20 protein-coding genes are annotated in these 20961 nt (G+C 71.5%); 14 read left to right on the plus strand and 6 right to left on the minus strand.

Features of this window, described 5'->3' with window-relative positions; genetic code table 11:
- Positions 1-3: 3 nt before the first annotated feature.
- Entirely contained in the window at positions 4-426 is a 423-nt protein-coding gene (locus tag ABT041_RS15035) for a hypothetical protein (protein WP_351184017.1), read from the minus strand.
- Between the two features lie 304 nt (positions 427-730).
- On the opposite strand from ABT041_RS15035, the gene ABT041_RS15040 reads away from it, so the two are divergent.
- Together ABT041_RS15040 and ABT041_RS15045 are read left to right on the plus strand one after the other, a co-directional pair.
- Positions 731-1699 carry a diacylglycerol/lipid kinase family protein gene (locus ABT041_RS15040; protein ID WP_351184019.1) on the plus strand — a complete coding sequence of 323 codons (969 nt, stop codon included), beginning with the start codon at positions 731-733 and terminating at the stop codon, positions 1697-1699.
- A 316-nt stretch (positions 1700-2015) separates the two neighbouring features.
- Positions 2016-2273 (plus strand): WhiB family transcriptional regulator, encoded by a 258-nt coding sequence (locus ABT041_RS15045; protein ID WP_003953983.1) that lies wholly within the window; start codon positions 2016-2018, stop codon positions 2271-2273.
- Positions 2274-2422: 149 nt separating this feature from the next.
- Here ABT041_RS15045 and ABT041_RS15050 read toward each other — a convergent pair whose 3' ends face one another.
- Positions 2423-3889 (minus strand): sensor histidine kinase, encoded by a 1467-nt coding sequence (locus ABT041_RS15050; protein WP_351184021.1) that lies wholly within the window; start codon positions 3887-3889, stop codon positions 2423-2425.
- Between the two features lie 581 nt (positions 3890-4470).
- On the opposite strand from ABT041_RS15050, the gene nagB reads away from it, so the two are divergent.
- The gene (nagB, locus tag ABT041_RS15055; RefSeq protein WP_351184023.1) at positions 4471-5256 is read left to right on the plus strand and encodes a glucosamine-6-phosphate deaminase; all 786 of its coding nucleotides are present in this window, start codon (positions 4471-4473) and stop codon (positions 5254-5256) included.
- A 67-nt stretch (positions 5257-5323) separates the two neighbouring features.
- On the opposite strand, the gene ABT041_RS15060 is transcribed toward nagB, so the two are convergent.
- The 4 genes from ABT041_RS15060 to ABT041_RS15075 all read right to left on the minus strand — a co-directional run bounded on the left by ABT041_RS15060 (position 5324) and on the right by ABT041_RS15075 (position 10223).
- Entirely contained in the window at positions 5324-6847 is a 1524-nt protein-coding gene (locus ABT041_RS15060; RefSeq protein ID WP_351184025.1) for a glycoside hydrolase family 3 protein, read from the minus strand.
- 9 nt (positions 6848-6856) lie between these two features.
- The gene (locus tag ABT041_RS15065) at positions 6857-7636 is read right to left on the minus strand and encodes a carbohydrate ABC transporter permease (protein WP_351184116.1); all 780 of its coding nucleotides are present in this window, start codon (positions 7634-7636) and stop codon (positions 6857-6859) included.
- A gap of 86 nt (positions 7637-7722) precedes the next feature.
- Positions 7723-8745 (minus strand): carbohydrate ABC transporter permease, encoded by a 1023-nt coding sequence (locus tag ABT041_RS15070; RefSeq protein ID WP_351184027.1) that lies wholly within the window; start codon positions 8743-8745, stop codon positions 7723-7725.
- A 182-nt stretch (positions 8746-8927) separates the two neighbouring features.
- A complete protein-coding gene (locus tag ABT041_RS15075; RefSeq protein WP_351184029.1) occupies positions 8928-10223 on the minus strand; it encodes an extracellular solute-binding protein in 1296 nt (431 codons plus the stop codon).
- Between the two features lie 285 nt (positions 10224-10508).
- On the opposite strand from ABT041_RS15075, the gene ABT041_RS15080 reads away from it, so the two are divergent.
- The 11 genes from ABT041_RS15080 (at position 10509) to ABT041_RS15130 (ending at position 20960) form a co-directional block, all read left to right on the plus strand.
- A complete protein-coding gene (locus tag ABT041_RS15080; protein ID WP_053649500.1) occupies positions 10509-11273 on the plus strand; it encodes a GntR family transcriptional regulator in 765 nt (254 codons plus the stop codon).
- Between the two features lie 417 nt (positions 11274-11690).
- Positions 11691-11897, plus strand: coding sequence for a hypothetical protein (locus ABT041_RS15085; protein ID WP_351184031.1), 207 nt, complete (start codon positions 11691-11693; stop codon positions 11895-11897).
- A gap of 26 nt (positions 11898-11923) precedes the next feature.
- Positions 11924-12202 carry a hypothetical protein gene (locus ABT041_RS15090; RefSeq protein WP_351184033.1) on the plus strand — a complete coding sequence of 93 codons (279 nt, stop codon included), beginning with the start codon at positions 11924-11926 and terminating at the stop codon, positions 12200-12202.
- Positions 12203-12388: 186 nt separating this feature from the next.
- Positions 12389-13408 (plus strand): glycosyltransferase family 2 protein, encoded by a 1020-nt coding sequence (locus ABT041_RS15095; protein ID WP_351184035.1) that lies wholly within the window; start codon positions 12389-12391, stop codon positions 13406-13408.
- Positions 13409-13442: 34 nt separating this feature from the next.
- Positions 13443-14405, plus strand: coding sequence for a UbiA prenyltransferase family protein (locus ABT041_RS15100; protein ID WP_351184037.1), 963 nt, complete (start codon positions 13443-13445; stop codon positions 14403-14405).
- Entirely contained in the window at positions 14402-15403 is a 1002-nt protein-coding gene (locus ABT041_RS15105; protein ID WP_351184039.1) for a lysylphosphatidylglycerol synthase domain-containing protein, read from the plus strand. Before ABT041_RS15100 ends, ABT041_RS15105 begins: the two co-directional genes overlap by 4 nt.
- Positions 15361-16794 (plus strand): aspartate aminotransferase family protein, encoded by a 1434-nt coding sequence (locus ABT041_RS15110; RefSeq protein ID WP_351184041.1) that lies wholly within the window; start codon positions 15361-15363, stop codon positions 16792-16794. The genes ABT041_RS15105 and ABT041_RS15110 overlap by 43 nt, the downstream gene beginning before the upstream one ends.
- Positions 16788-17840: an NAD-dependent epimerase/dehydratase family protein gene (locus ABT041_RS15115; RefSeq protein WP_351184043.1), complete on the plus strand. Its 1053-nt coding sequence runs from the start codon at positions 16788-16790 to the stop codon at positions 17838-17840. Before ABT041_RS15110 ends, ABT041_RS15115 begins: the two co-directional genes overlap by 7 nt.
- Positions 17841-17852: 12 nt before the next feature.
- Positions 17853-18896 (plus strand): glycosyltransferase family 2 protein, encoded by a 1044-nt coding sequence (locus ABT041_RS15120; protein WP_351184045.1) that lies wholly within the window; start codon positions 17853-17855, stop codon positions 18894-18896.
- Positions 18889-19992 carry an endonuclease/exonuclease/phosphatase family protein gene (locus ABT041_RS15125; protein WP_351184047.1) on the plus strand — a complete coding sequence of 368 codons (1104 nt, stop codon included), beginning with the start codon at positions 18889-18891 and terminating at the stop codon, positions 19990-19992. Before ABT041_RS15120 ends, ABT041_RS15125 begins: the two co-directional genes overlap by 8 nt.
- Positions 19989-20960 carry an endonuclease/exonuclease/phosphatase family protein gene (locus ABT041_RS15130; RefSeq protein ID WP_351184049.1) on the plus strand — a complete coding sequence of 324 codons (972 nt, stop codon included), beginning with the start codon at positions 19989-19991 and terminating at the stop codon, positions 20958-20960. The genes ABT041_RS15125 and ABT041_RS15130 overlap by 4 nt, the downstream gene beginning before the upstream one ends.
- Position 20961: the final 1 nt, after the last annotated feature.

Below are 20961 nucleotides of genomic sequence, written 5' to 3' on the forward strand. Positions count from 1 at the left end.
CCCTCAGGTTCCCTGACCGGGGCGCCGGATGCCGAGCGCCTCGGTCGTGGCCGGGCTCACCAGGAGGACCAGCCCGGTCACGGCGAGCGCGGCGACGACGATCCCGAAGGGGATCACGCCCTCGGTCTGGAGCATCTGCCAGGCGACCGGCAGGGCGAGGATCTGGGTGATCACGGCCGGGCCGCGGCTCCAGGAGCGCATCGTCCACAGGCCGCGCGCGGCGGCGAGCGGGATCAGTCCGAGTGCGATCACGGTCACACCGCCCGTCACCCCGCTGGTGACGTCGCCGCCGCCGGAGCCCCCGTCGAGGAGCGCCCGCACCAGCAGGTAGACGCCTCCGGCGAGAAGCCCGAGGGCCTCGACGAGGGCCACGCCCGCGGCTGCGGCCAGGCGGGCGGGGCGGGGGGTCTGCTCCGTACTGCTCATGCAAGGCAGCGTAACGGGGACGCGGGGGAACCGGACCCCGGGCCCGGCCCCTGTCGAGCGGCATCCGGCGATCGGGCCGGCACGGTCCGCTCGGACGCGTCCTGGGACCGGGCGGGGCCCGGGCCCCGTCGTGAGACGTCCGGGGATCGAGCCCGGCCCGACCCTCGGGGGCGTCCGGGGGTCGAGCCCGGCACGGTCGCTCGGGAGGCGTCCGGGGATCGAGTCCCGCCCGGCCCCGTCGCGGGGTGTCCGGGGAGCGGGCTGGGCTGGGCCGCGGTACCGCCGGGTAGGTACGCTGGCGGTCATGCGCGCACTTCTCGTGGTCAACCCGGCAGCCACCACCACCAGTGCCCGCACCCGTGACGTGCTCATCCACGCGCTCGCCAGCGAGATGAAGCTGGAGGCGGTCACCACCGAGTACCGGGGGCATGCGCGCGACCTGGGCCGGCGGGCAGCCGAGGCAGGGAACATCGACCTGGTCGTGGCCCTCGGCGGGGACGGCACGGTGAACGAGGTCGTCAACGGACTGCTGCACGAGGGGCCCGATCCGGACCGGCTGCCGAGCCTCGCGGTCGTCCCCGGCGGCTCGACCAACGTCTTCGCCCGCGCCCTCGGACTGCCGAACGACGCCGTGGAGGCGACCGGCGCCCTGCTCGACGCGCTGCGTGAGCGGCGGACACGGACGGTGAGCCTCGGGCTCGCGTCCGGCACTCCGGGCACCGAGGACGAATCCGTACCCGAGCGCTGGTTCACCTTCTGCGCCGGACTCGGCTTCGACGCGAGCGTCATCGGCCGGGTCGAACAGCAGCGCGAGCGCGGGAAGAGATCGACCCACGCCCTCTATCTGCGCCAGGTGGTGCGCCAGTTCCTGGAGGAGCCGAACCGCCGGCACGGCACGATCACCCTGGAGCGCCCCGGCGCGGAGCCGGTCGAGGACCTGGTCCTCTCCATAATCTGCAACACCTCCCCCTGGACCTACCTGGGCAATCGCCCGGTGTACGCGTCCCCGGAGGCGTCCTTCGAGACCGCGCTCGACGTCCTCGGACTGCGCCGGCTCTCCACCCCGGCGGTGGCCCGTTACGCCACCCAGCTGCTCACCTCGACCCCGGAGCGGGGTCCGCGCGGCAAGCATGCCGTGTCTCTGCACGACCTGACCGACTTCACCTTGCATTCGAAGGTACCCCTCCCCCTGCAGATGGACGGAGACCACCTCGGACTGCGTACGAGCGTGACGTTCACAGGCGTTCGCCGTGCACTGCGTGTGATTGTGTGAGTGGAAGGGCCCAAAGTCCTTTCACTCGAACGTTTAGGCGCGCATCCACCCCTTAGAAGTACGGCTGTGACCTAGCCGACACCGAGGAATCAAAAAAAACTTTCCGGAAGGGGTTGTATCCGCCCCTGGGGTTTGGGAGTCTCTTCTTGGCGATCGGGACGGCCCGCAAGACCGGCCTCCACTGAGAGCCAGAACCCCTCCTCAGTAACGGACCACACCAGTTCACCTGGCAGTCGGCCCTTCCCTTGCGGGGGGATTCGTGAAAGCGTTCACATTCACAAGCAACTCGCACGTAACACTGAGAGAGGTAGCAGCCATGGACTGGCGTCACAACGCCGTTTGTCGTGAGGAAGACCCCGAGCTGTTCTTCCCCATCGGCAACACCGGTCCTGCGCTGCTGCAGATCGAGGAAGCCAAGGCCGTCTGCCGCCGCTGCCCCGTCATGGAGCAGTGCCTGCAGTGGGCGCTCGAGTCCGGCCAGGACTCCGGCGTCTGGGGTGGCCTCAGCGAGGACGAGCGCCGCGCGATGAAGCGCCGTGCCGCTCGCAACCGGGCGCGTAACGCCAGCGCCTGAGCCACCTGCACAGCCTGAGGCAAGCGGCGCGTACACCGCGTACGCAATCACCGCCCCGAGCCGCAGCGCGCAGCAGTAACCCACAGCATTCGAGCCCCGGACCGATTCCCTTCGGTCCGGGGCTCGCTGCTGTGCGCTTGCCCGTACGGCTACTTCTGCGGGCGCACGGGGATGTCGAGGACCACCTTCGTGCCGCGCTCGGCGCCCGGCAGCATGTCGAAGGAACCGCCCAACTCCCCTTCCACCAGGGTCCGTACGATCTGCAGGCCGAGGTTGCCGGCCCGCTGCGGGTCGAAGCCCTCGGGCAGGCCGCGGCCGTCGTCCTGGACGGTGATCAGGAGCCGGGCGTCCGAACGGGTCTCGCCGCGGACGGCGCTGACCTCGACCGTGCCCTGCTCGCCCTGCGCGAAGGCGTGTTCGAGCGCGTTCTGCAGGATCTCGGTGAGGACCATGGAGAGCGGGGTGGCGACCTCGGCGTCGAGGATGCCGAAGCGGCCGTTGCGCCGGCAAGTGACCTTGCCGGGGGAGATCTCGGCGACCATCGCGATGACCCGGTCGGCGATCTCGTCGAACTGGACCCGCTCGTCCAGGTTCTGGGACAGCGTCTCATGCACGATGGCGATCGAACCGACGCGCCGCACGGCCTCGTTGAGGGCCTCGCGGCCGCGGTCGGAATCCATCCGGCGGGCCTGGAGGCGGAGCAGGGCGGCCACCGTCTGGAGGTTGTTCTTCACCCGGTGGTGGATCTCCCGGATGGTGGCGTCCTTGGTGATCAACTCGCGCTCGCGGCGGCGCAGTTCGGTGACGTCCCGGAGCAGGACGAGCGAACCGATCCGGGTGCCCTTGGGCTTGAGCGGGATCGCCCGCAGCTGGATCACGCCGCCGTTGCCCTCGACCTCGAACTCTCGGGGCGCGTAGCCGGAGGCCAGCTTGACCAGGGCTTCGTCCACCGGACCGCGGGAGGGGGCGAGTTCGGCGGTGATCTGGCCGAGGTCCTGGCCGACCAGGTCGGCGGCGAGGCCGAGCCGGTGGTACGCGGAGAGGGCGTTCGGAGAGGCGTACTGGACGACGCCCTCGGCGTCGAGGCGGACGAGACCGTCGCCGGCGCGCGGCGAGGAGTCCATGTCGACCTGCTCGCCGGGGAAGGGGAACGTTCCGGCGGCGATCATCTGGGCGAGGTCGGAGGCCGACTGGAGGTAGGTGAGCTCCAGCCGGGAGGGGGTGCGGACGGTCAGCAGGTTGGTGTTGCGGGCGATCACGCCGAGGACCCGGCCCTCGCGGCGCACGGGGATGGACTCGACCCGCACCGGGACCTCCTCGCGCCACTCGGGGTCGCCCTCGCGGACGATCCGGCCCTCGTCGAGGGCGGCGTCGAGCAGCGGGCGGCGGCCGCGCGGGACCAGATGGCCGACCATGTCGTCCTGGTAGGAGGTCGGGCCGGTGTTGGGCCGCATCTGGGCGACGGAGACGTACCGGGTGCCGTCGAGGGTGGGAACCCAGAGCACGAGGTCGGCGAAGGAGAGGTCGGAGAGCAGCTGCCACTCCGACACCAGCAGGTGGAGCCACTCGAGGTCGGAGTCGCTCAGGGCGGTGTGCTGGCGGACGAGGTCGTTCATGGAGGGCACGGTGCGAGCGTACCTGCGGAATTACAGGGGCGGTGAACCTGGATCTCCGGGGCTCCGTGTTGGAGGATGGGCCCGGAAAGACCGCGTTCCTGTGGATGGACAGACGAGAATGGTCTAGTCCACAATGAACGTGATAGAGCCTCCATCCTCCCCGCACAGGAGGATGGAACGAGGTACCCGACGCTCTCTGCCCTGACTGCGTCGAGACCTCCCACACGGCCGCGGGACCGCACACCCCCGGCCGGGCAACTCCGGGCTGCGGTGCCGGGCGGGCTGAGGGTCCCGCCGGGCGCCGCGGCCCGCGGGTTTTTCCGGGGCCTTCCCCCGCACCCCTCGCCTCCCCCGCGCCCCGAGTGGCTGCCCGTACGGCCGCGGCCGACGATGAGAAGAGCGCCGCTCCGGGCGACACCCCCAGCACCGCTCCGAGGGCCGCCCCGGGGCGCCGCCCCGAGCGCCGTCCCAGAGGGCGGGACGGCCCCCGCGAACAGCATGAGGAGACGGGCTCCCCTCTGCTAGATTTGGACTTAGATTGGTCTATACCACCGGACCCTCACCAGATCGGCAGGCACAGCGTGGAAGTTGTCATCGTCAAGGACGCCAAGGCCGGCGGCGAGCTCATCGCGGACGGCATCGCCGACCTCCTGCGCCGCAAGCCCGACGCGCTGCTCGGCGTGGCCACGGGCTCGACCCCGATCCCGATCTACGACGCCCTCGTCGCCCGGGTGTCCGCCGGCGCCGTGGACGCCTCCCGGGCGCGGATCGCCCAGCTGGACGAGTACGTGGGCCTGCCCGCGGGGCACCCGGAGTCGTACCGCTCCACGGTCCTGCGCCAGGTCGTCGAGCCGCTCGGGCTCTCCCCCGATGCCTTCATGGGCCCCGACGGCTCCGCCGAGGACGTCCAGGCGGCCTGCGAGGCGTACGACAGGGCGCTGGCCGAGGCCGGCGGTGTGGACCTGCAGATCCTCGGGATCGGCACCGACGGGCACATCGGCTTCAACGAGCCGTGCTCCTCACTCGCCTCCCGCACCCGGATCAAGACGCTCACCGAGCAGACCCGCGTGGACAACGCCCGCTTCTTCGACGACGACATCGAGCAGGTCCCGCACCACGTCATCACACAGGGCATCGGCACCATCCTCGAGGCCCGTCACCTGGTGCTCCTCGCCACCGGCGAGGGCAAGGCCGAGGCCGTGGCGCAGACCGTCGAGGGCCCGGTCGCGGCGCTCGTGCCGGCCTCCGCGCTCCAGCTGCACCCGCACGCCACGGTCGTCGTGGACGAGGCGGCCGCCTCCAAGCTGAAGCTCGCGGACTACTTCCGCCACACCTACGCGAACAAGCCGTCCTGGCAGGGCATCTGAGCAGCACGCACGCGAAGGGGCCCGGCACCTGGATCAGGTGCCGGGCCCCTTTCGTACGTCCGCTCCGTCAGGCGCCGGTTCCGACCACGGCCTCCGCCGCCGCGCGGCCGCAGACCCGGGCCGCGCCGTGCGTGGCGATGTGCAGCGCCCCGCGGGGCTCCGCCTCGTCGAGGCCCATCTCGACCACGACGGTGTCGGGGCGGGCCGCGAGGAGGCCGTCCAGGGCCTCGGTCATCCACGGGTGCCGGTGGGCGTCCCGTACGACCGCGACGATCCGCCGCTCCCCCGCGGCGGCCAGGACGTCGGCCACGGACGACTCGTCGTACGAGCCGGTCTCCGTGCCGGGGAGCAGGCGCTCCAGCTCGGCCGCGATGCCCCAGGGCGTCTCGTCGCCGACCGCGAAGTTGGCGACGGGCGTGAAGGCGGCCACGTAGGGAGCCCTGGTCATCGGCGTGTGCTGATGCTCCCCCCGGGTCACCTTGACGGCCCGGCGGGCCGCCACGAGCCCGATGTCGGTGCCGGGCGCGGTCCCCTCCTGTGATGCCACGCCCGGCACCGATCCAGCCCCCCTGGCCCGGTGCGCCTGGGTCCAGGCCGCCAGGGCGCGCACGCGCGCCGCGGCGTCGGCCAGCCGCTCCTCGGGCAGTTCACCGGTCCGTACCGCGTTGACGAGCGCGTCGCGCAGCCGCAGCACGGTGTCCTCGTCGCACAGCCCGCCGCCGACGCAGATGGCGTCGGCGCCCGCCGCGATCGCGAGGACGGATCCGCGCTCGATGCCGTACGTCGCCGCGACGGCCTGCATCTCCATGCCGTCGGTGACGATCAGCCCCTCGAAGCCCAGCTCCTGGCGCAGCAGACCGGTGAGGATCTGCGGGCTCAGGGTGGCCGGACGGTGGGGGTCGAGCGCGGAGAGCAGGATATGCGCGCTCATGACCGCTTTGGTACCCGCGGCGACGGCCGCGCGGAAAGGTACCAGCTCACGGGCGTGCAGTGTGGCGAGGTCCACATCGATCCGGGGCAGCGCGTCGTGGGAGTCCACGTTGGTGTCGCCGTGTCCGGGGAAGTGCTTCGTGCAGGCCGCGACCCCCACGCCCTGGAGGCCGTCGACGTACGCCACGGTGTGCCGGGCGACCAGGTCCGGGTCCGGTCCGAAGGAGCGGACGCCGATGACCGGGTTCTCGGCGTTGGAGTTGACGTCGGCCGACGGTGCCCAGTTCAGGTCGACGCCGCACTGCACGAGCCGGCGGCCGAGCTCGCGGGCGACGGCCCGGGTGAGCTCGACGTCGTCGACGCTGCCGAGCGCGTAGTTGCCGGGGAAGGACGAGCCCTGCTTGACCTCGAGGCGGGTGACGTCCCCGCCCTCCTCGTCGATGGCGACGAGCACGTCGTCCCGCTCGGCGCGCAGCTGCGCGGTGAGCGCGGCGAGCTGCTGGGGGTCGACGATGTTCCGGCCGAAGAGGCCGACCGACGACAGGCCCTCGCCGATGCGGCGGAGCAGCCAGTCGGGGGCGGTGGTGCCGACGAAGCCGGGCTGGAGGACCGTGAGCGCGTCACGGGTCAGGGTGTCCGAGCCGTGTACGAGTGTGGGCATGGGGGTCCGTTATCCCTTCACCGCGCCGGCGGTCATGCCGCCGACGGCCTTGCGCTGGAGGAAGAGGAAGACGACGAGCACGGGGAGGGCGAAGAGGGTGGAGGCGGCCATGGTGGCGCCCCAGTCGTTGCCGAACGCGGTCTGGAACTGGGTCAGCCAGAGCGTCAGGGTCTGCGACTCCTTCTCCTTGTTCAGCATGAGGATCATGGCGAACTCGTTCCAGGCCGTGATGAAGCCGAAGAGCGAGGTCGACATCAGGCCGGGGGCGAGCAGCGGGAAGATCACCTTGCGGAAGGCCTGGCCCCGGGTGCAGCCGTCGATCTGCGCGGCCTCCTCCAGCTCGACCGGGACGGCGGCGATGAAGCCGCGCAGGGTCCAGATCGTGAAGGGGAGGACCATGACGAAGTAGATCAGCGTGAGCATCGGGATGCTGTTCAGCAGGTCGTTCTCACGGGAGATCATGTACATCGCGATGACCATGACCTCCCAGGGGGCCATCTGCGCCATCATCACGATGAGGACGATGCCCTTGCGTCCCCGGAACCTGAGGCGGGCGATCGCGAAGCTCGCGGCCAGGGCGACGACGAGGGCGAGCAGCACGGCGCCGATGGTGACCGTGAGGCTGTTGGTGACGTACGTCCAGAAGAGGTCGACGCCGGTCGCGGTCGAGTAGTTCTCGAAGGTCGGGGTGAAGACGAAGACCGGGTCCTTCGTCATGATCTCGTGCTGCGGCTTCAGCGAGGACGAGAACATCCAGTAGACCGGGAAGACGAAGACGACGGCGAGCACGAGGGCGCCGAGGTTCTTGGCGACCGCGGCGACGGTGAGCGGCTTCCTGGTGCGGAGCTTCTGCGGGGTCGGGGTGGTGGCGGCGCTCACAGCTCCTCCTCCTCCTTCAGGATCAGGCGGAAGTAGAAGGACATGACCGCGATGAGCATCACGATCGTCAGGATGGAGATGGCGGCGGCGACGCCGTAGTGGAACTGGCCGACGCCCTCGATGTAGGCGAAGACCGGGAGCGTCTCGGAGCCGCGGTCGGGGCCGCCGAGGTTCATGGCGTAGACCTGGGCGAACGCCTTGAAGATCCAGATGATCTCGAGGAACGTCGTGATCATGAAGAAGGACTTCAGGTTCGGGAAGACCACGGCCCAGAAGGTGCGCCAGCCGCTGGCGCCGTCCATCTTGGCGGCCTCGTACAGCTCGGTGCCGATGGTGGTCAGGCCGGCGTACATGTTGAGGGCGACGAACGGGACGGAGCCCCAGACGAGCAGGATCAGGACGATCACGAGGGTGGAGAAGCCGGTCTCGAACCAGTTGTGCTGGTCGTAGCCGGAGAAGCCCAGCGTGCGCATCAGCCAGTTCACGACGCCGAACTGCTCGTCGAAGAGCCAGCGGAAGACGGTGACGGAGGCGACGATCGGCATGGCCCAGGCGAACATCAGGGCCAGCGAGAGGACCAGTCGCATCTTCTTGCCGAGGCGGTTGAGCAGCAGGCCGATGCCGGTGCCGATCGCCATGATGAGGGCGACGTTGACGGCGGTGAAGACGACGCTGCGGACGACGACGGTCCAGAAGTCCCCGTCGCCGAGGAGCTGGGTGTAGTTGTCGAAGCCGGTCCAGACCGTCTCGCGGGTGATGAACTCCTTCCGGTTGAGCTCCTGGAAGGAGAGGATCACGTTGCGGATCAGCGGGTAGAGCAGCAGCACCGCCATGGACAGCAGGGCAGGCGCGACGAGCAGGTAGGGCAGCACCCCGCTGGGCAGGGAGCGCCTGCCGCGTGGCGGCTGAAGGACTTCCTTCGGGCCCGAAGAGGATGGCGGAGTCTGAGACTTCCCTGCCGCCCTCCCGGGCGCGTCCTGGGGACCGGCGGTCGCCGTCCCCTGGGAGTCCACGGTCATGGTCTTATTCCTCGCGGTTCTGGGGCTCCCGCGCCCACCGGGGCGCGGCCCGGGGGAGCGGGCCGCTGGTCACTGCATCGCTGCAACGCGCCGGTGGTGGGGGGCGGGGGGCGCCCCCCCCCACCCCCCCGGGGGGGGGGGGGGGGCGGCCCCCCCCCCCCCCCCACCACCGGGGCTACGGATTACTGCTGGTTGATGCGCTCGTTGATGACCTTGTCGGCCGCCTCGCCGGCCTTCTTGGCGTCCTCGCCCTTCAGGACCTTGGTCATGTAGTCCTTGATCGGGTTCGGGGCGGTCTCGACGTTCGCCCAGCCCGGGGTGACCGGGGTGACCTTGCCGGAGGCGGAGGAAGCGGCCATGGCCTCGGCGAAGGAGCCGGCGGCGGGCTTGAACTGCGCGGAGTCGGTGTTCGGAAGCAGCGCGCCCTCGGTGGCGGCGGCGTACTTCGTCATGAACTCCTTGCCGGCGGCGAGGGCCAGCCACTCCTTCGCGAGCTCCTTGTTCTGGGAGCGCTCGGCGACGGCGAGGTTGGAGCCGCCGAGGAAGACGGAGCCCGGCTTGTCGGCGGTCTTGCCCGGGATCGGGAAGTAGCCGAAGTCGGCGGTCTTGCCGGCCTTCTTCATGGCGTCGATGGCGCCGCCGGCCTCCCAGCCGAGACCGATCCAGGACGCCACGCCGCCCTTGGGGACGATGTCGGTGGACTGCTGCGGGGTCGCCTCGTCCTTGTCCTTCGGAGCGGTGGAGTAGGACGCCAGCTCCTTGTAGAAGTTCATGGCGCTGGCGGCCTCGGGGGAGGACAGGTTGCCCTTCCACTTGTCGCCGTCCTTGACCGCGAGGTCGCTGCCCTCGTCCCAGATGAGGCCGGCGAGGACGTACCAGGACTGACCCGGCAGGTAGATCGCCTGCTGCTTCGGGTCGGAGGCCTTGAGCTTCTTCAGGCCGTCGATCCACTCGGCGCGGGTCTTCGGCGGGGTGACGCCGGCCTTCTTGAAGGCGGCCTTGTCGTAGACGACGACGCGGTTGGCGGCGTACCACGGGGCGGAGTAGAGCTTGCCGTCCAGCTCGTTGGAGGCGACCATGCCCTTGTTCCAGGCGTCGTAGCCGAGCTTGGCCTTGTCGCCCGACAGGTCGGCGAGACCGCCGGTGACCGCGTAGCCGGCGGTCTGCGTGTTGCCGAGCTCCAGGACGTCCGGCGGGGTGTCCTCGGAGAGGGCGGTGGTGACCTTCTCCTGGATGCCGTTCCAGATCTGCTTCTCGACCTTGACCTTGACGCCCGGGTGCTTGGCCTCGAAGGCCTTGTTCACCTCGGCCATCCAGGCGTCCGGCGCGGAACCGTCCATGACCCAGACGGTCAGGGTCTTGTCGCCCCCGGCCGTCGACTTGCCGCCGTCCTTGCCGCCGTCGGTGTCCGAACCACACGCAGCGATGGAGACCATCATGCCCGCGACGCCGATCGCCGCGATGAGCTTGCGCTTCACGCCACCCTCCTCAGGGATGCCTGCAACCCCTGCCCACCGCGCGAAGACATACGTCAGGTAGTGCTCGTGGGGCTGGGACCTGGTCTTTAATGGTTTAGACCAGTACCCGGAGCTTGGCCTAGACCTTTAGGGGTGTCAAGGGTGTATAAGAAGGGCAGTCGCGTCCGTTATCGGACCGACACCTGAGGGAGGGCGACGACCCGTGACCGGTCCGTGCCACCATGTGAGCCGCGACAGACGGAGGAGCCGGTGACGGCAGCAGCACAGGAGTCGGGAAGGCAGGCCATGGCCACGGACGCGGGCAGTACGGAGACAGAGAGCGGGACACCCACCCGCACCGCGCGCGTGCCCAAGTACTACCGGCTCAAGCGGCATTTGCTCGACATGACGGAGACCCTGCCGCCCGGCACCCCGGTCCCGCCGGAGCGCACGCTCGCCGCGGAGTTCGACACCTCGCGCACCACCGTGCGCCAGGCACTCCAGGAGCTGGTCGTCGAGGGCCGCCTGGAGCGCATCCAGGGCAAGGGCACCTTCGTGGCCAAGCCCAAGGTCTCCCAGGCCCTGCAACTCACCTCGTACACGGAGGACATGCGGGCCCAGGGCCTCGAGCCCACCTCGCAGCTCCTCGACATCGGATACGTGACGGCCGACGACACCCTCGCCGGGCTGCTCGACATCTCGGCCGGCGGCCGGGTGCTCCGCATCGAGCGCCTGCGCCTCGCGAGCGGCGAGCCGATGGCGATCGAGACCACCCACCTGTCGGCCAAGCGCTTCCCGGCGCTGCGCCGCTCGCTCGTGAAGTACACCTCGCTGTACACGGCGCTCGCCGAGGTCTACGACGTGCACCTCGCCGAGGCCGAGGAGACCATCGAGACCTCCCTCGCCACTCCGCGCGAGGCCGGGCTGCTCGGCACGGACGTGGGCCTGCCGATGCTGATGCTCTCCCGCCACTCCCTGGACGCCCAGGGCGAGCCGGTGGAGTGGGTACGGTCGGTCTACCGCGGCGACCGGTACAAGTTCGTGGCGCGCCTGAAGCGGCCCAACGGCTGAGCCTTCCCGTACGCACGGGGGTCTTCCCGTACGTACGGCACGAACGGCCGCACCCCGGCGGGGGGTGCGGCCGTTCGGCGTTTCCGGCCACCACCCCGAGGTCTCCCGCCGGCGGGCCGTCCGGCGTCTCGGGAGGGCGCACGAAGGCCGCGCGGGGACGTGACGGGCGCCCGGCACCTTCCGCCTGGCAGGAACGTGACGCCTCCCGGAAACCCCCTGGTGGGCGGCGCGCGAAGGCCCGTGGCACGCGCTGGCCCCTAGCGGCCACGCGGTTGGCGCCAGCCGTTTTCCGGTGACAGGGCACCCCCGGCAGGCCAGTCTTGGACATGTCGAAGCCGCCCGGCAGAGCCCCGGAGCGGCCCGGGGGACCACCCCCCGCGACGCCCACTCCGCACCGACCCGAAAGGCAGCCCCGCCATGCCCAGCAGCGCCCGTTTCGCCACGTTCGCCCGCATTCAGTTCCGTGCCGTCGCCGCGCTGGCCGTCCCCGCCGCGGCCGCGCTGACCCTCGTCCTGGCCGCCCAGCCTGCGCCCGCCGGAACCGCCCCGGTCACCGCCTCCGAGGTGACCGCGACCGAGACCCCGCAGCCCTCCGACGGCAACGACGGCTTCTCCTGGGGCTGATCCCCATCTACCTCATCGGCGTCTCGATGAGGGCACCGGAAGACGAGCCAGCCCCGGACGCCGACCCCCCACCGGCCCCGTCCGCCGCACGGCTCGTCGAGACGCTGCACCGCGTCGCCCGGCCGCAGGACCGCTTCGAGTCCGCCCGGGCACTCGTCCTCGACCGCACGGTCCGGCTGGCCCTCTACATCCGGGGCCCCGACGAGATCGAGGCCGTCGGCCACGCGCTGCGGCTCTCCCGGCTCCTCCTCGGCCACTCCCCCGAGCTCTCCCGCCACCGCATCGCGGACTTCCGGCTCCTCTGAGCCCCCACCTCGCGAAGAGCCCCCGCCTCGCGAAGAGCCCCCGCCCCTCGAAGAGCCCCCGCCCCTCGAAGAGCCCCACCTCTCAAGGGCCCCCGACTCGCGAAGAGCCTCGCCCCTCGCGAAGAGCTCCCACCTCTCGCAGAGCCTTCCACCTCGCGAAGAGCCCCCACCTCCCAAGGAACCCCCATGCCCAGGGCCCGTCCCAGCGTGTCCGTCATCATCCCCAACTACAACTACGAGAAGACCCTCCGCGCCTGCCTCACCTCGGTCTTCGCCCAGACCCACGCCCCGCTCGACGTCATCGTCGTCGACGACGCCAGCACCGACCGGTCCCGGGACATCGCCCGCGAGTTCGACGTCGTCCTCATCGCCAACCCCCACAACCGCGGGGTGTCCGCCGCCCGCAACATGGGCGCCGCCGCCGCCCGCGGCGAGGTCCTCTTCTTCCTCGACTCCGACACCGCCCTGCACCCCGAGGCCCTCGCGAACGCCGCCGACCTGCTCGCGGACGACCCAGGACTCGGCTGTGTCCACGGAGTCCTCGACCCCGAACCGCTCTTCGACGACGGGCCCGTGGAGCGCTACCACGCGCTGCACGCCCACTTCTGGCGCCACCGGGCCGCCGGCGAGGTCCGCACCGCCTTCTTCGCCCTCGGCGCGATCCGCAAGCGGGTCTTCGAGGAGACCGGTCCCTTCGACGAGAACCTCCGGGACTCCGAGGACGTCGAGTACAGCGGCCGGCTCGTCCGCACCCACCGGATCCTGATGACCGAGGCCATCCGCGGCCGCCACGACGACGTGGACCGGCTCGGGGCGATGCTCTCGGAGCAGTACCGGCGCTCCCAGCTGCTGATCGCCGCGCTCGGGCAGATGCGCGAGGGCGGTCTCACCGCCAACCGGCCGCTCGGCGTCCTCGCCGCCGCGCTGACCCTCCCCACCCTGCCGCTCGGTCTGCTCTCCCCCTGGCTGCTGCTCGTCCCCGCCCTGTGCGCACTGCTCTTCGCCTGCGCCGACCCGGGCCTGAGCCGGTTCGCGCTGCGGACCAGGGGACCCGGCTTCCTCCTCTACTTCACCGCCGTCCACTTCGTCCTGCACCAGGCGATCGTCCTCGGCGCGGCCCGCGGCGCCGTCCGCTGGCTCACCGAGCCGGACTTCGGCCCGAGCGTGCGCCGCCGGGCCGTCCCCACCGCCACCACCTCCGTATGACCACCCGTACGACCCTCCCCACAGGAGTACGTCCATGGCCACGCCCACGCTCACCGGACGGGAGGCACCGACGGTCCGTCCGCCGGCCTCCCGTCCCCCCAGTCTGCTCGCCGACCTCACCGCCCTCGTCCGCCCCGGACAGTGGACGAAGAACCTGGTCGTCGTCCCCCTCGGCCTGCTCGGCGCCCCCCGCCTCGACGCGGGCGCCCTCGGCGGGACCCTCGCCGCGATCGCCGTCTTCACCCTCGCGTCCGCGCTGATCTACCTCGTCAACGACATCGGCGACCGGGACCGCGACCGGCGCCACCCGGAGAAACGGCACCGGCCGATCGCCGCCGGCCGGATCGGCGTCGGCACGGCCGTGGCCTACGCGGCCGCCCTCGCGCTGCTCCTCGCCACGACGGTCGCACTGACCGTCGTCACCGGCGCCACCGCGCCCGCCGCCTGGTGGCCGGTCGCCGCGTACGTCGCGCTGAACGCCGCGTACAGCAGGGGACTCAAGCACGTGCCGCTGCTCGACGTGTTCATCGTCGCCCTCGGGTTCGTGCTGCGCCTCGCCCAGGGCTGTCTGGCCTCCGGGAACCCCGTGCCCAGCTGGCTCGCCCTCGGGGTGCTCACCCTCTGCCTGCTGCTGATCCTCGGCAAACGGAGGCACGAGATGGCCGTCGGCGGAGTGCTGCACCGGCCCGCGCTGCGCGGCTACACGGTCGGCTTCCTCGACCAGCTGCTCGGCTTCACCGCGGTCCTCGCGGCCGTCAGCTACGTGCTGCACGTGCAGTCCAGCCCCGTCTTCGGCGCGCACGGGCCGCTCGTCGCCGTGCTCACCGCGCCCTTCGCGCTCTTCGGCCTCGCCCGCTACCTCCAGCTGATCGTGGTCGACTCCGGCGGCGGCAACCCCACCCGGGCCCTGTTCGCCGACCGGATGACGGTGACCAACGCACTGCTCTGGTCGGCGCTCCTGGCCGGCGCGTGGCTGCTCGACCGGCTCGGCCGATGACCACGGCCACCGCCCCCCGGCCCGGCGGCGCACTCCTCCCGCGGCTGCTGCGGATCCTGTTCCCGCTCGCCGTCGTCACCGGCATCGGCTTCGCGCTGTACGACCGGGCCGGAGAACTCGCCGCGCTCGTCCTGCGGCCCGGCTCCGTCCCGTACCTGCTCCTCGCCCTCGCCGCCAACGCCGTCGCCGTCCTGTTCACCATGGCCACCTGGCGCAGCCTGCTCGCCGACCTCGGCCCGCGGCTGCCCGGCCGGACCACCACCCGGATCTACTTCACGTCCTACCTCGGCAAGTACGTGCCGGGTGCCGTCTGGGGCGTCCTCGCCCAGCTGCGGATGGCCGGCGCCGCCGGGGTGCCCGCGCCGGTCGTGCTCGCCGTCTTCCTGCTCAACCTGATCGTCGCCGTCCTCACCGGCCTCGCCGTCGGACCGCTCGCCGCGCCCTGGACGCTCGGCGCCGGGGCCTGGTGGCTGGTGCTGCCCGGCGCGCTCACCCTCGTCCTGGCCGTCAAGCCGCACCTGCTCAACCGGCTGGCCGCGTCCGCCGCCCGGCTGGCCCGGCGGCCCGCACCGCAGGCCCGGGCCGGCGCCCGGGGCGTGCGCCGGGCGCTCGCCGCCGCCACCGCCTCCTGGGCGGTGTCCGGACTGCACCTGTGGGCGCTCGCCGTGATGCTCGGCGCCCCGCCGCTGACCGCGCTGCCGGTCTGCGTCGGCGGCTTCGCCCTCGCCACCGCCGCCGCGAGCCTCGTGGTCGTCCTGCCGGACGGCTGGGGCGCCCGCGAGGCCCTGCTGCTGCTCTCACTGACGGCCGTCCTGCCCTGGCAGGAGGCGACCGCGGTCGCGGTGGCCAGCCGGGTGGTCTGCACGCTCAGCGAAGTCCTGGTCGGCGGCTCCGCCCTGCTCCTCACCCTGCCCCGCCACTCCCCCCACGTTCCCGACTCTCCCGAAGGAATCCCGTGTCCGGTCAGCTCTACACCGTCGACGACTGCGAGTCGCTGACGACCAAGCAGGTCCACGGCCTGTACAAGGACCACGTCAACAAGAGCCAGGTCTCCCTGATGACCTCCTTCGGCTTCGGCCAGGAGCTCGTCGAGAGCGCCGAGGGCGTCTGGATCACCCAGCGCGACGGCCGCCGCGTCCTCGACTTCACCGGCGGGGTCGGCGTCCTCAACCACGGCCACAACCACCCCCGGATCCTCGCCGCCCGGCAGCGCTTCCAGGAACGCAAGAGCATGGAGGTCCACAAGACCTACTTCTCGCCGTACATCGCGGCCCTCGGCCACAACCTGGCGGAGCTGCTGCCCGGCGACCTCACCATGTCGTTCTTCCCCAACTCCGGTGCGGAGGCGGTCGAGGGCGCGGTCAAGCTGGCGTACAAGTACCACGGCGGCCGGCGCTCCCGGGTGCTGCGGGCCGACATCTCCTTCCACGGCAAGCTGCTCGGCTCGGGCAGCCTGACCGGCCAGAACGCGTCGACGTTCCAGTTCCCCGGCATCCCCGGCGTGGGGATCTTCCGGTACGGCGACCTGGACTCCGTACGGAAGCTGGTCGCCGAACTGCGCACCGCCAAGGGCGAGTCCGATGTGTACGCGATCCTCATCGAGCCGCTGTCGGCGTCCACGATGAACGAGTGCTCGGAGGAGTTCCTGCGCGGGCTGCGGGAGCTGTGCACGGCCGAGAACATCGTGCTGCTCTTCGACGAGATCTACACCGGCTGGGGCAAGACCGGCACCCTCTTCCACTTCATGCGGTACGAGGGTCTGGTCCCCGACATCCTCACCACCTCGAAGTCCTTCGGCGGCGGCAAGTCCTCCATCTCCGCCTTCGTGGCCCGCGAGCCGGTCTTCCGCAAGGCCTACGACAACCTCACGGACGCCCTCCTCCAGTCCACGTCCACCACCTACTACGGCTTCGGCGAGGAGGCGGTCACCGCCATCGAGGCCGTCAACGTGGCCGTCGAGGACGACTATCCGGCCCGCGCCCGGAACATCGAGCGGATCCTCGCCCCGGGTCTGGAGCGGATCGCGAAGGAGTACCCGGACGTGGTGGCCGAGGTCCGCGGCCACGGCGCGCTGCACGGCGTCTTCCTGCACAAGGGCCCGAAGATCCTGGAGCTGGTCACGAAGCTGGTGCCGGGCGCGATGACGAAGGACCCGCGCTTCCGCACCAAGCTCATCACCTCGTCGGTGGTCAACGCCCTGTACCGGGACCACGGCGTCTACACGTACTACACGCTCAACGGCGACAACCCGCTGATGGTCGCCCCCTCGCTGGTCGCCGAGGAGCACGAGGTGGAGTTCTTCCTGGACTGCCTCGACAAGACCCTGGCCCAGGGTCTGCCCCGTCTGCTCACCCGTTTCGTCAAGGAGAAGGTGTCGTCGCTGTGGTAGAGCGCGTCGTGGTCACCGGCGGTGCCGGAATGCTCGGTTCGACCCTGATCGAGCGGCTGCTCGACGAGGGCCGGCAGGTGCACTGCGTGGACCTGCGGGCCCCGCGCACGGAGCACCCGAACCTGACCCACACGGTCTCGGACGTCCGGGACACCGTCACGATGAAGCGGGTCACGGCCGACGCCGACGTGGTGGTGCACTGCGCCGCCGCCCTGCCCAGCTACCCGGCGGACACCATCCGCTCGGTGATCGTCGGCGGGACGGAGGCGGTCCTGACGGCCGCCGAGGCGAACGCCGTGCCCCGGGTCGTGCACATCTCCTCGACCGCCGTGTACGGGCTGCCGAAGACGGTGCCGACCCCGGAGGAGTACCCGCGGGAGCCCGTCGACACGTACAGCGCGGCGAAGGCGGAGGCCGAGGAGGTCGCGGAGCGCTTCCGTGGCCGCGAGATGTGCCTGCCGATCCTGCGGCCCAAGACCTTCCTGGGCCCGGGCCGGATGGGGCTCTTCGCGATGCTCTTCGAGTGGGCCGAGGAGGGCCGGAACTTCCCGGTCCTCGGCCGGGGCGACGTCCGCATCCAGATGTTCGACGTGTCCGACCTGGTCGACGCGGTCGTCACCGCGATGGAGGCGCCCGCCGAGCGGGCCGACGACACCTTCAACCTCGGCGCGACCGAGTTCGGCACGATACGCGAGGACTTCCAGGCCGTCCTGGACGCGGCCGGACACGGCAAGCGGGTCCGCTCGCTGCCCGCGAAGCCCGCCCTCGCCGCGCTCAGCCTGCTCCAGCGCTCCGGCCTCTCACCCGTCTACGGCCGCCTGCTCCACAAGCTCCTCGACGACAGCTTCGTCTCCACCGACAAGGCCAGGGACGTCCTCGGCTTCCGGCCGAAGCACTCCAACCAGGACGCCATCCTGCGCACCTTCGCCTGGTGGCGCGAGCAGCAGCGCACCGCAGGCGCCCGCCCCGCGAAGAAGAGCGAGGGCGTCACCAGCGTCGAACCCTGGCGGCAGGGAGCCCTCTCCCTCGCCAAGGTCCTCTTCTAGGAGAACCCTTCCATGTCCCTCCCCCTGGTCTCCGTCATCGTCCCCAACTACAACTACGGCCGCTCCATCGGCCTGTGCGTCGAGGCAGCCCTCGCCCAGACGTACCCGAACATCGAGGTCCTCGTCGTCGACGACTGCTCCACCGACGACTCCGCGGCGATCGCCGCCGCGGCCGGCGCCCGGGTGGTGTCCACCGGCGTCAACAGCGGGGTCGCCGTCGCCCGCAACCTGGGCGCGGAGCTCTCCTCCGGCGAGATCCTCGTCTTCCTCGACTCCGACGTCGCCATGCACCCCGACGCGGTCGCCAAGTCCGTCGAACTCCTGGGCTCCGGGCAGGGGTACGGCGCGATCTGCGGCACCTACGAGCCCGAACCGCTCATCCGGGACAGCCTCATCGAGGAGTACCGCTCGCTCCAGCAGTACTACCTGCTGCTGAAGTCCGAGGGGGTCATCGACACCGTCCACACCGCGATCCTCGCCATGCCCCGGACCGTCTTCGACGAGGTCGGACCGTTCAACCCGATCCTGCGGCACACCGAGGACCAGGACTACGGCCGCCGGATCTCCGAGCGGTACACGGTCCTCAGCTCCCTGGAGGTACGCGGCCGGCACGACCACGACGACACCGTGCGGATCGTCCTCGACAAGGTCTTCGCCCGCGCCCGGCTCGCCGTGCCGCTCATCCTCGGCCGGCGCCACCTCCAGGGCGGCTTCGTCACCGGACCGCGCGCGGGCGCCAGCCTCGCCGCTCCCCTGACGGTCGCCGCGCTCGCCGCGCCCCTGCTGTGGGGGGCCGCGTGGGCGCTGCTCCCGCTCGCCCTGTTCCTCCTCGGCGTCTGGGGCGACCTGGACATGTACCGGGAGGTGCGACGGCACCGGGGACGGCTCTTCCTCGGGTACTTCGTGGCGGTCAACTTCCTGGTGAACCTGACCGTGTTCGCGGCGATCGGGGTCGCGGGCGTGCAGTGGCTGTGCTCGAAGCGGTTCCGGCACCTGTACGACCCGCAGCCGCGGCCGGACCTGGCGCCGGTGACCGTGGGTGCCTCCCGTGGCTGACACGCTCGCCCCGGCTCGGCCCGTGCCCGTACGGAACCGCCGGAACCGGCTCGTCCTGGGAGCGGCCCTCGCCTGGCTCGTCCTGCTCCTCGTGGAGTGGGCGGCGGACGGCCGGTTCTGGCTCGGCAACCTGGTCGGCATCGTCCCGCCCGCCGCCTTCCTGCTGGCCCCGCCGCTGCTCGCGGCCCTCGCCCCGCTCGCCCGGGGCGCCGCCCGGTGGCGGACCGTCGGCGCCGCCGCGCTGGCCCTGCTCCTCGGCTTCGGCCAGTCCGGCGTCGACCCGGCCGCGCTGTGGCGGGCGGAGCCCCGCCCCGGCCCGGACGCCGTACGGGTCTTCGCCTGGAACACCAACTCGTGGAACCAGCTCCTCGGCACCCAGGACCACTTCTACGCCTTCCTGAAGGCGAAGGACGCGGACGTCTACCTGCTGCACGAGTACCAGCACGTCACCGCCGACCGGAAGGGGAAGCTGCCGATCGACGACCTGGCGCGGCTGCGCCGGGAGTTCCCCGGCTACCAGGTGGCGGTCCGGGGCGAGCTGGTGACGCTCTCCCGCTTCCCGATCCTGCGGCAGCCGGCCGTGGGCCCGGCGCGTGAGGTGGGGCCCGGCGCGGACTGGCAGGCGGAGTACCGCGCGAACAAGGTGCTGCGGACGGACGTGCTGGTCAGGGGGCGCGCGGTGTCCTTCTACAACGTGCACATGCCGGTGTGGAACAGCATGCCGGACGGGCTCCTCTCCGCCGCCTTCTACCGCCACATGCGGGAACGGTTCGCCCCGCGCCGCGCCCAGTACGAGGGCCTGGAGGCCGACCTGGCCGCCAACCGGAACCCGGTGGTGGTGGCCGGCGACTTCAACGCGACGGCCGCGATGTCGGACCTCGACCCGCTGCGGGAGCGCCTCGCCGACGCGGCGGAGGTGAGCACCGACCCGTACCCGACGAGCTGGGAGGAGGGCGGCTGGAAGCCCTTCTGGCGGACCGACTGGGCGTTCACCGGGAACGGGGCACGGGCCGAGCGGTACGCGTTCGGCACACCGGAGAAGCTGTCCGACCATGCCGTGCAGGACCTGTGGGTCGCGCTGCCCGGGAGTGGATGACGGCGATGGTCCTGTCCTGCGCGCTCGGCTGGGCGGTGTTCCTGGCCCTGCACCTCGTGCTCAACGGCCGCTGGTGGCCGTGGCTCGCGGTCTCGCTCCTTCCGCCGGCCACGCTCGCCGTCGTCCCGCTCGTCCTGCTCGCCGCGGCCGCGGTCACGGGCGGGTGGGCCGCGGCGGCGCTCGCCGCCGGATGTCTCCTCGTGGCCTGGCGGCAGAACGGGCTCAACCTGCGGGGGTCCCTCCGCCGGGGCGCCGGGGAGGAGGGCCTGCGGCTCGTGTCCTGGAACACCCAGCACTGGAACCAGGGCGGCGACCCCGACCGCTTCTACGCCTTCCTGCGGTCGCTCGACGCCGACGTGTACGTCCTCCAGGAGTACCTGAACGGCTTCGAGGGCGGCGAGGTCTGGGACATCGACGACGAGGAGCGGCTGCGGGCCGCGTTCCCCCGCCACCACCTGGCCGTCGACAACAACTCCGTGACCCTGTCCCGGTTCCCGCCCGCCGGGCCGCCCGTGCCCGTCGGCGCCTGCTCGCTCCGGGTGGACCTGCGGGTCGGGCACGGCGTCCTGTCCACGTACAACGTGCACATCCCGGTCCAGCTCACGGTCATGAACCCGCTGCGGCCGGCCTTCCTCCGGGACATGCGGCGCCGGGCGGCGGCCCGCGACCGGGAGTACGCGGCGCTCGTCGCCGACCTGCGGTCCAACCCGCACCCGGTCCTGGTGACCGGGGACTTCAACACGAGCGCCGCCATCGGCGACATCCGCCGGATGCCCCGCACCCTGCGCGACGCGATCGGCGCCTGCCGTTCGGTCCTGCCGGCCAGCTGGAACGCCCGCGCGCGGCTGCGGCTCTGGCGGATCGACTGGGCGTTCACCGGGGGCGGCGCCCGGGTCGGCTCGTACCGCTTCCGCGACGCGGAGGGCCTCTCGGACCACCGGGTCCAGGAACTGACCGTCTCCGTCTGAG

This window comes from Streptomyces sp. NPDC002825, assembly GCF_040295385.1.
Classification (GTDB): domain Bacteria; phylum Actinomycetota; class Actinomycetes; order Streptomycetales; family Streptomycetaceae; genus Streptomyces.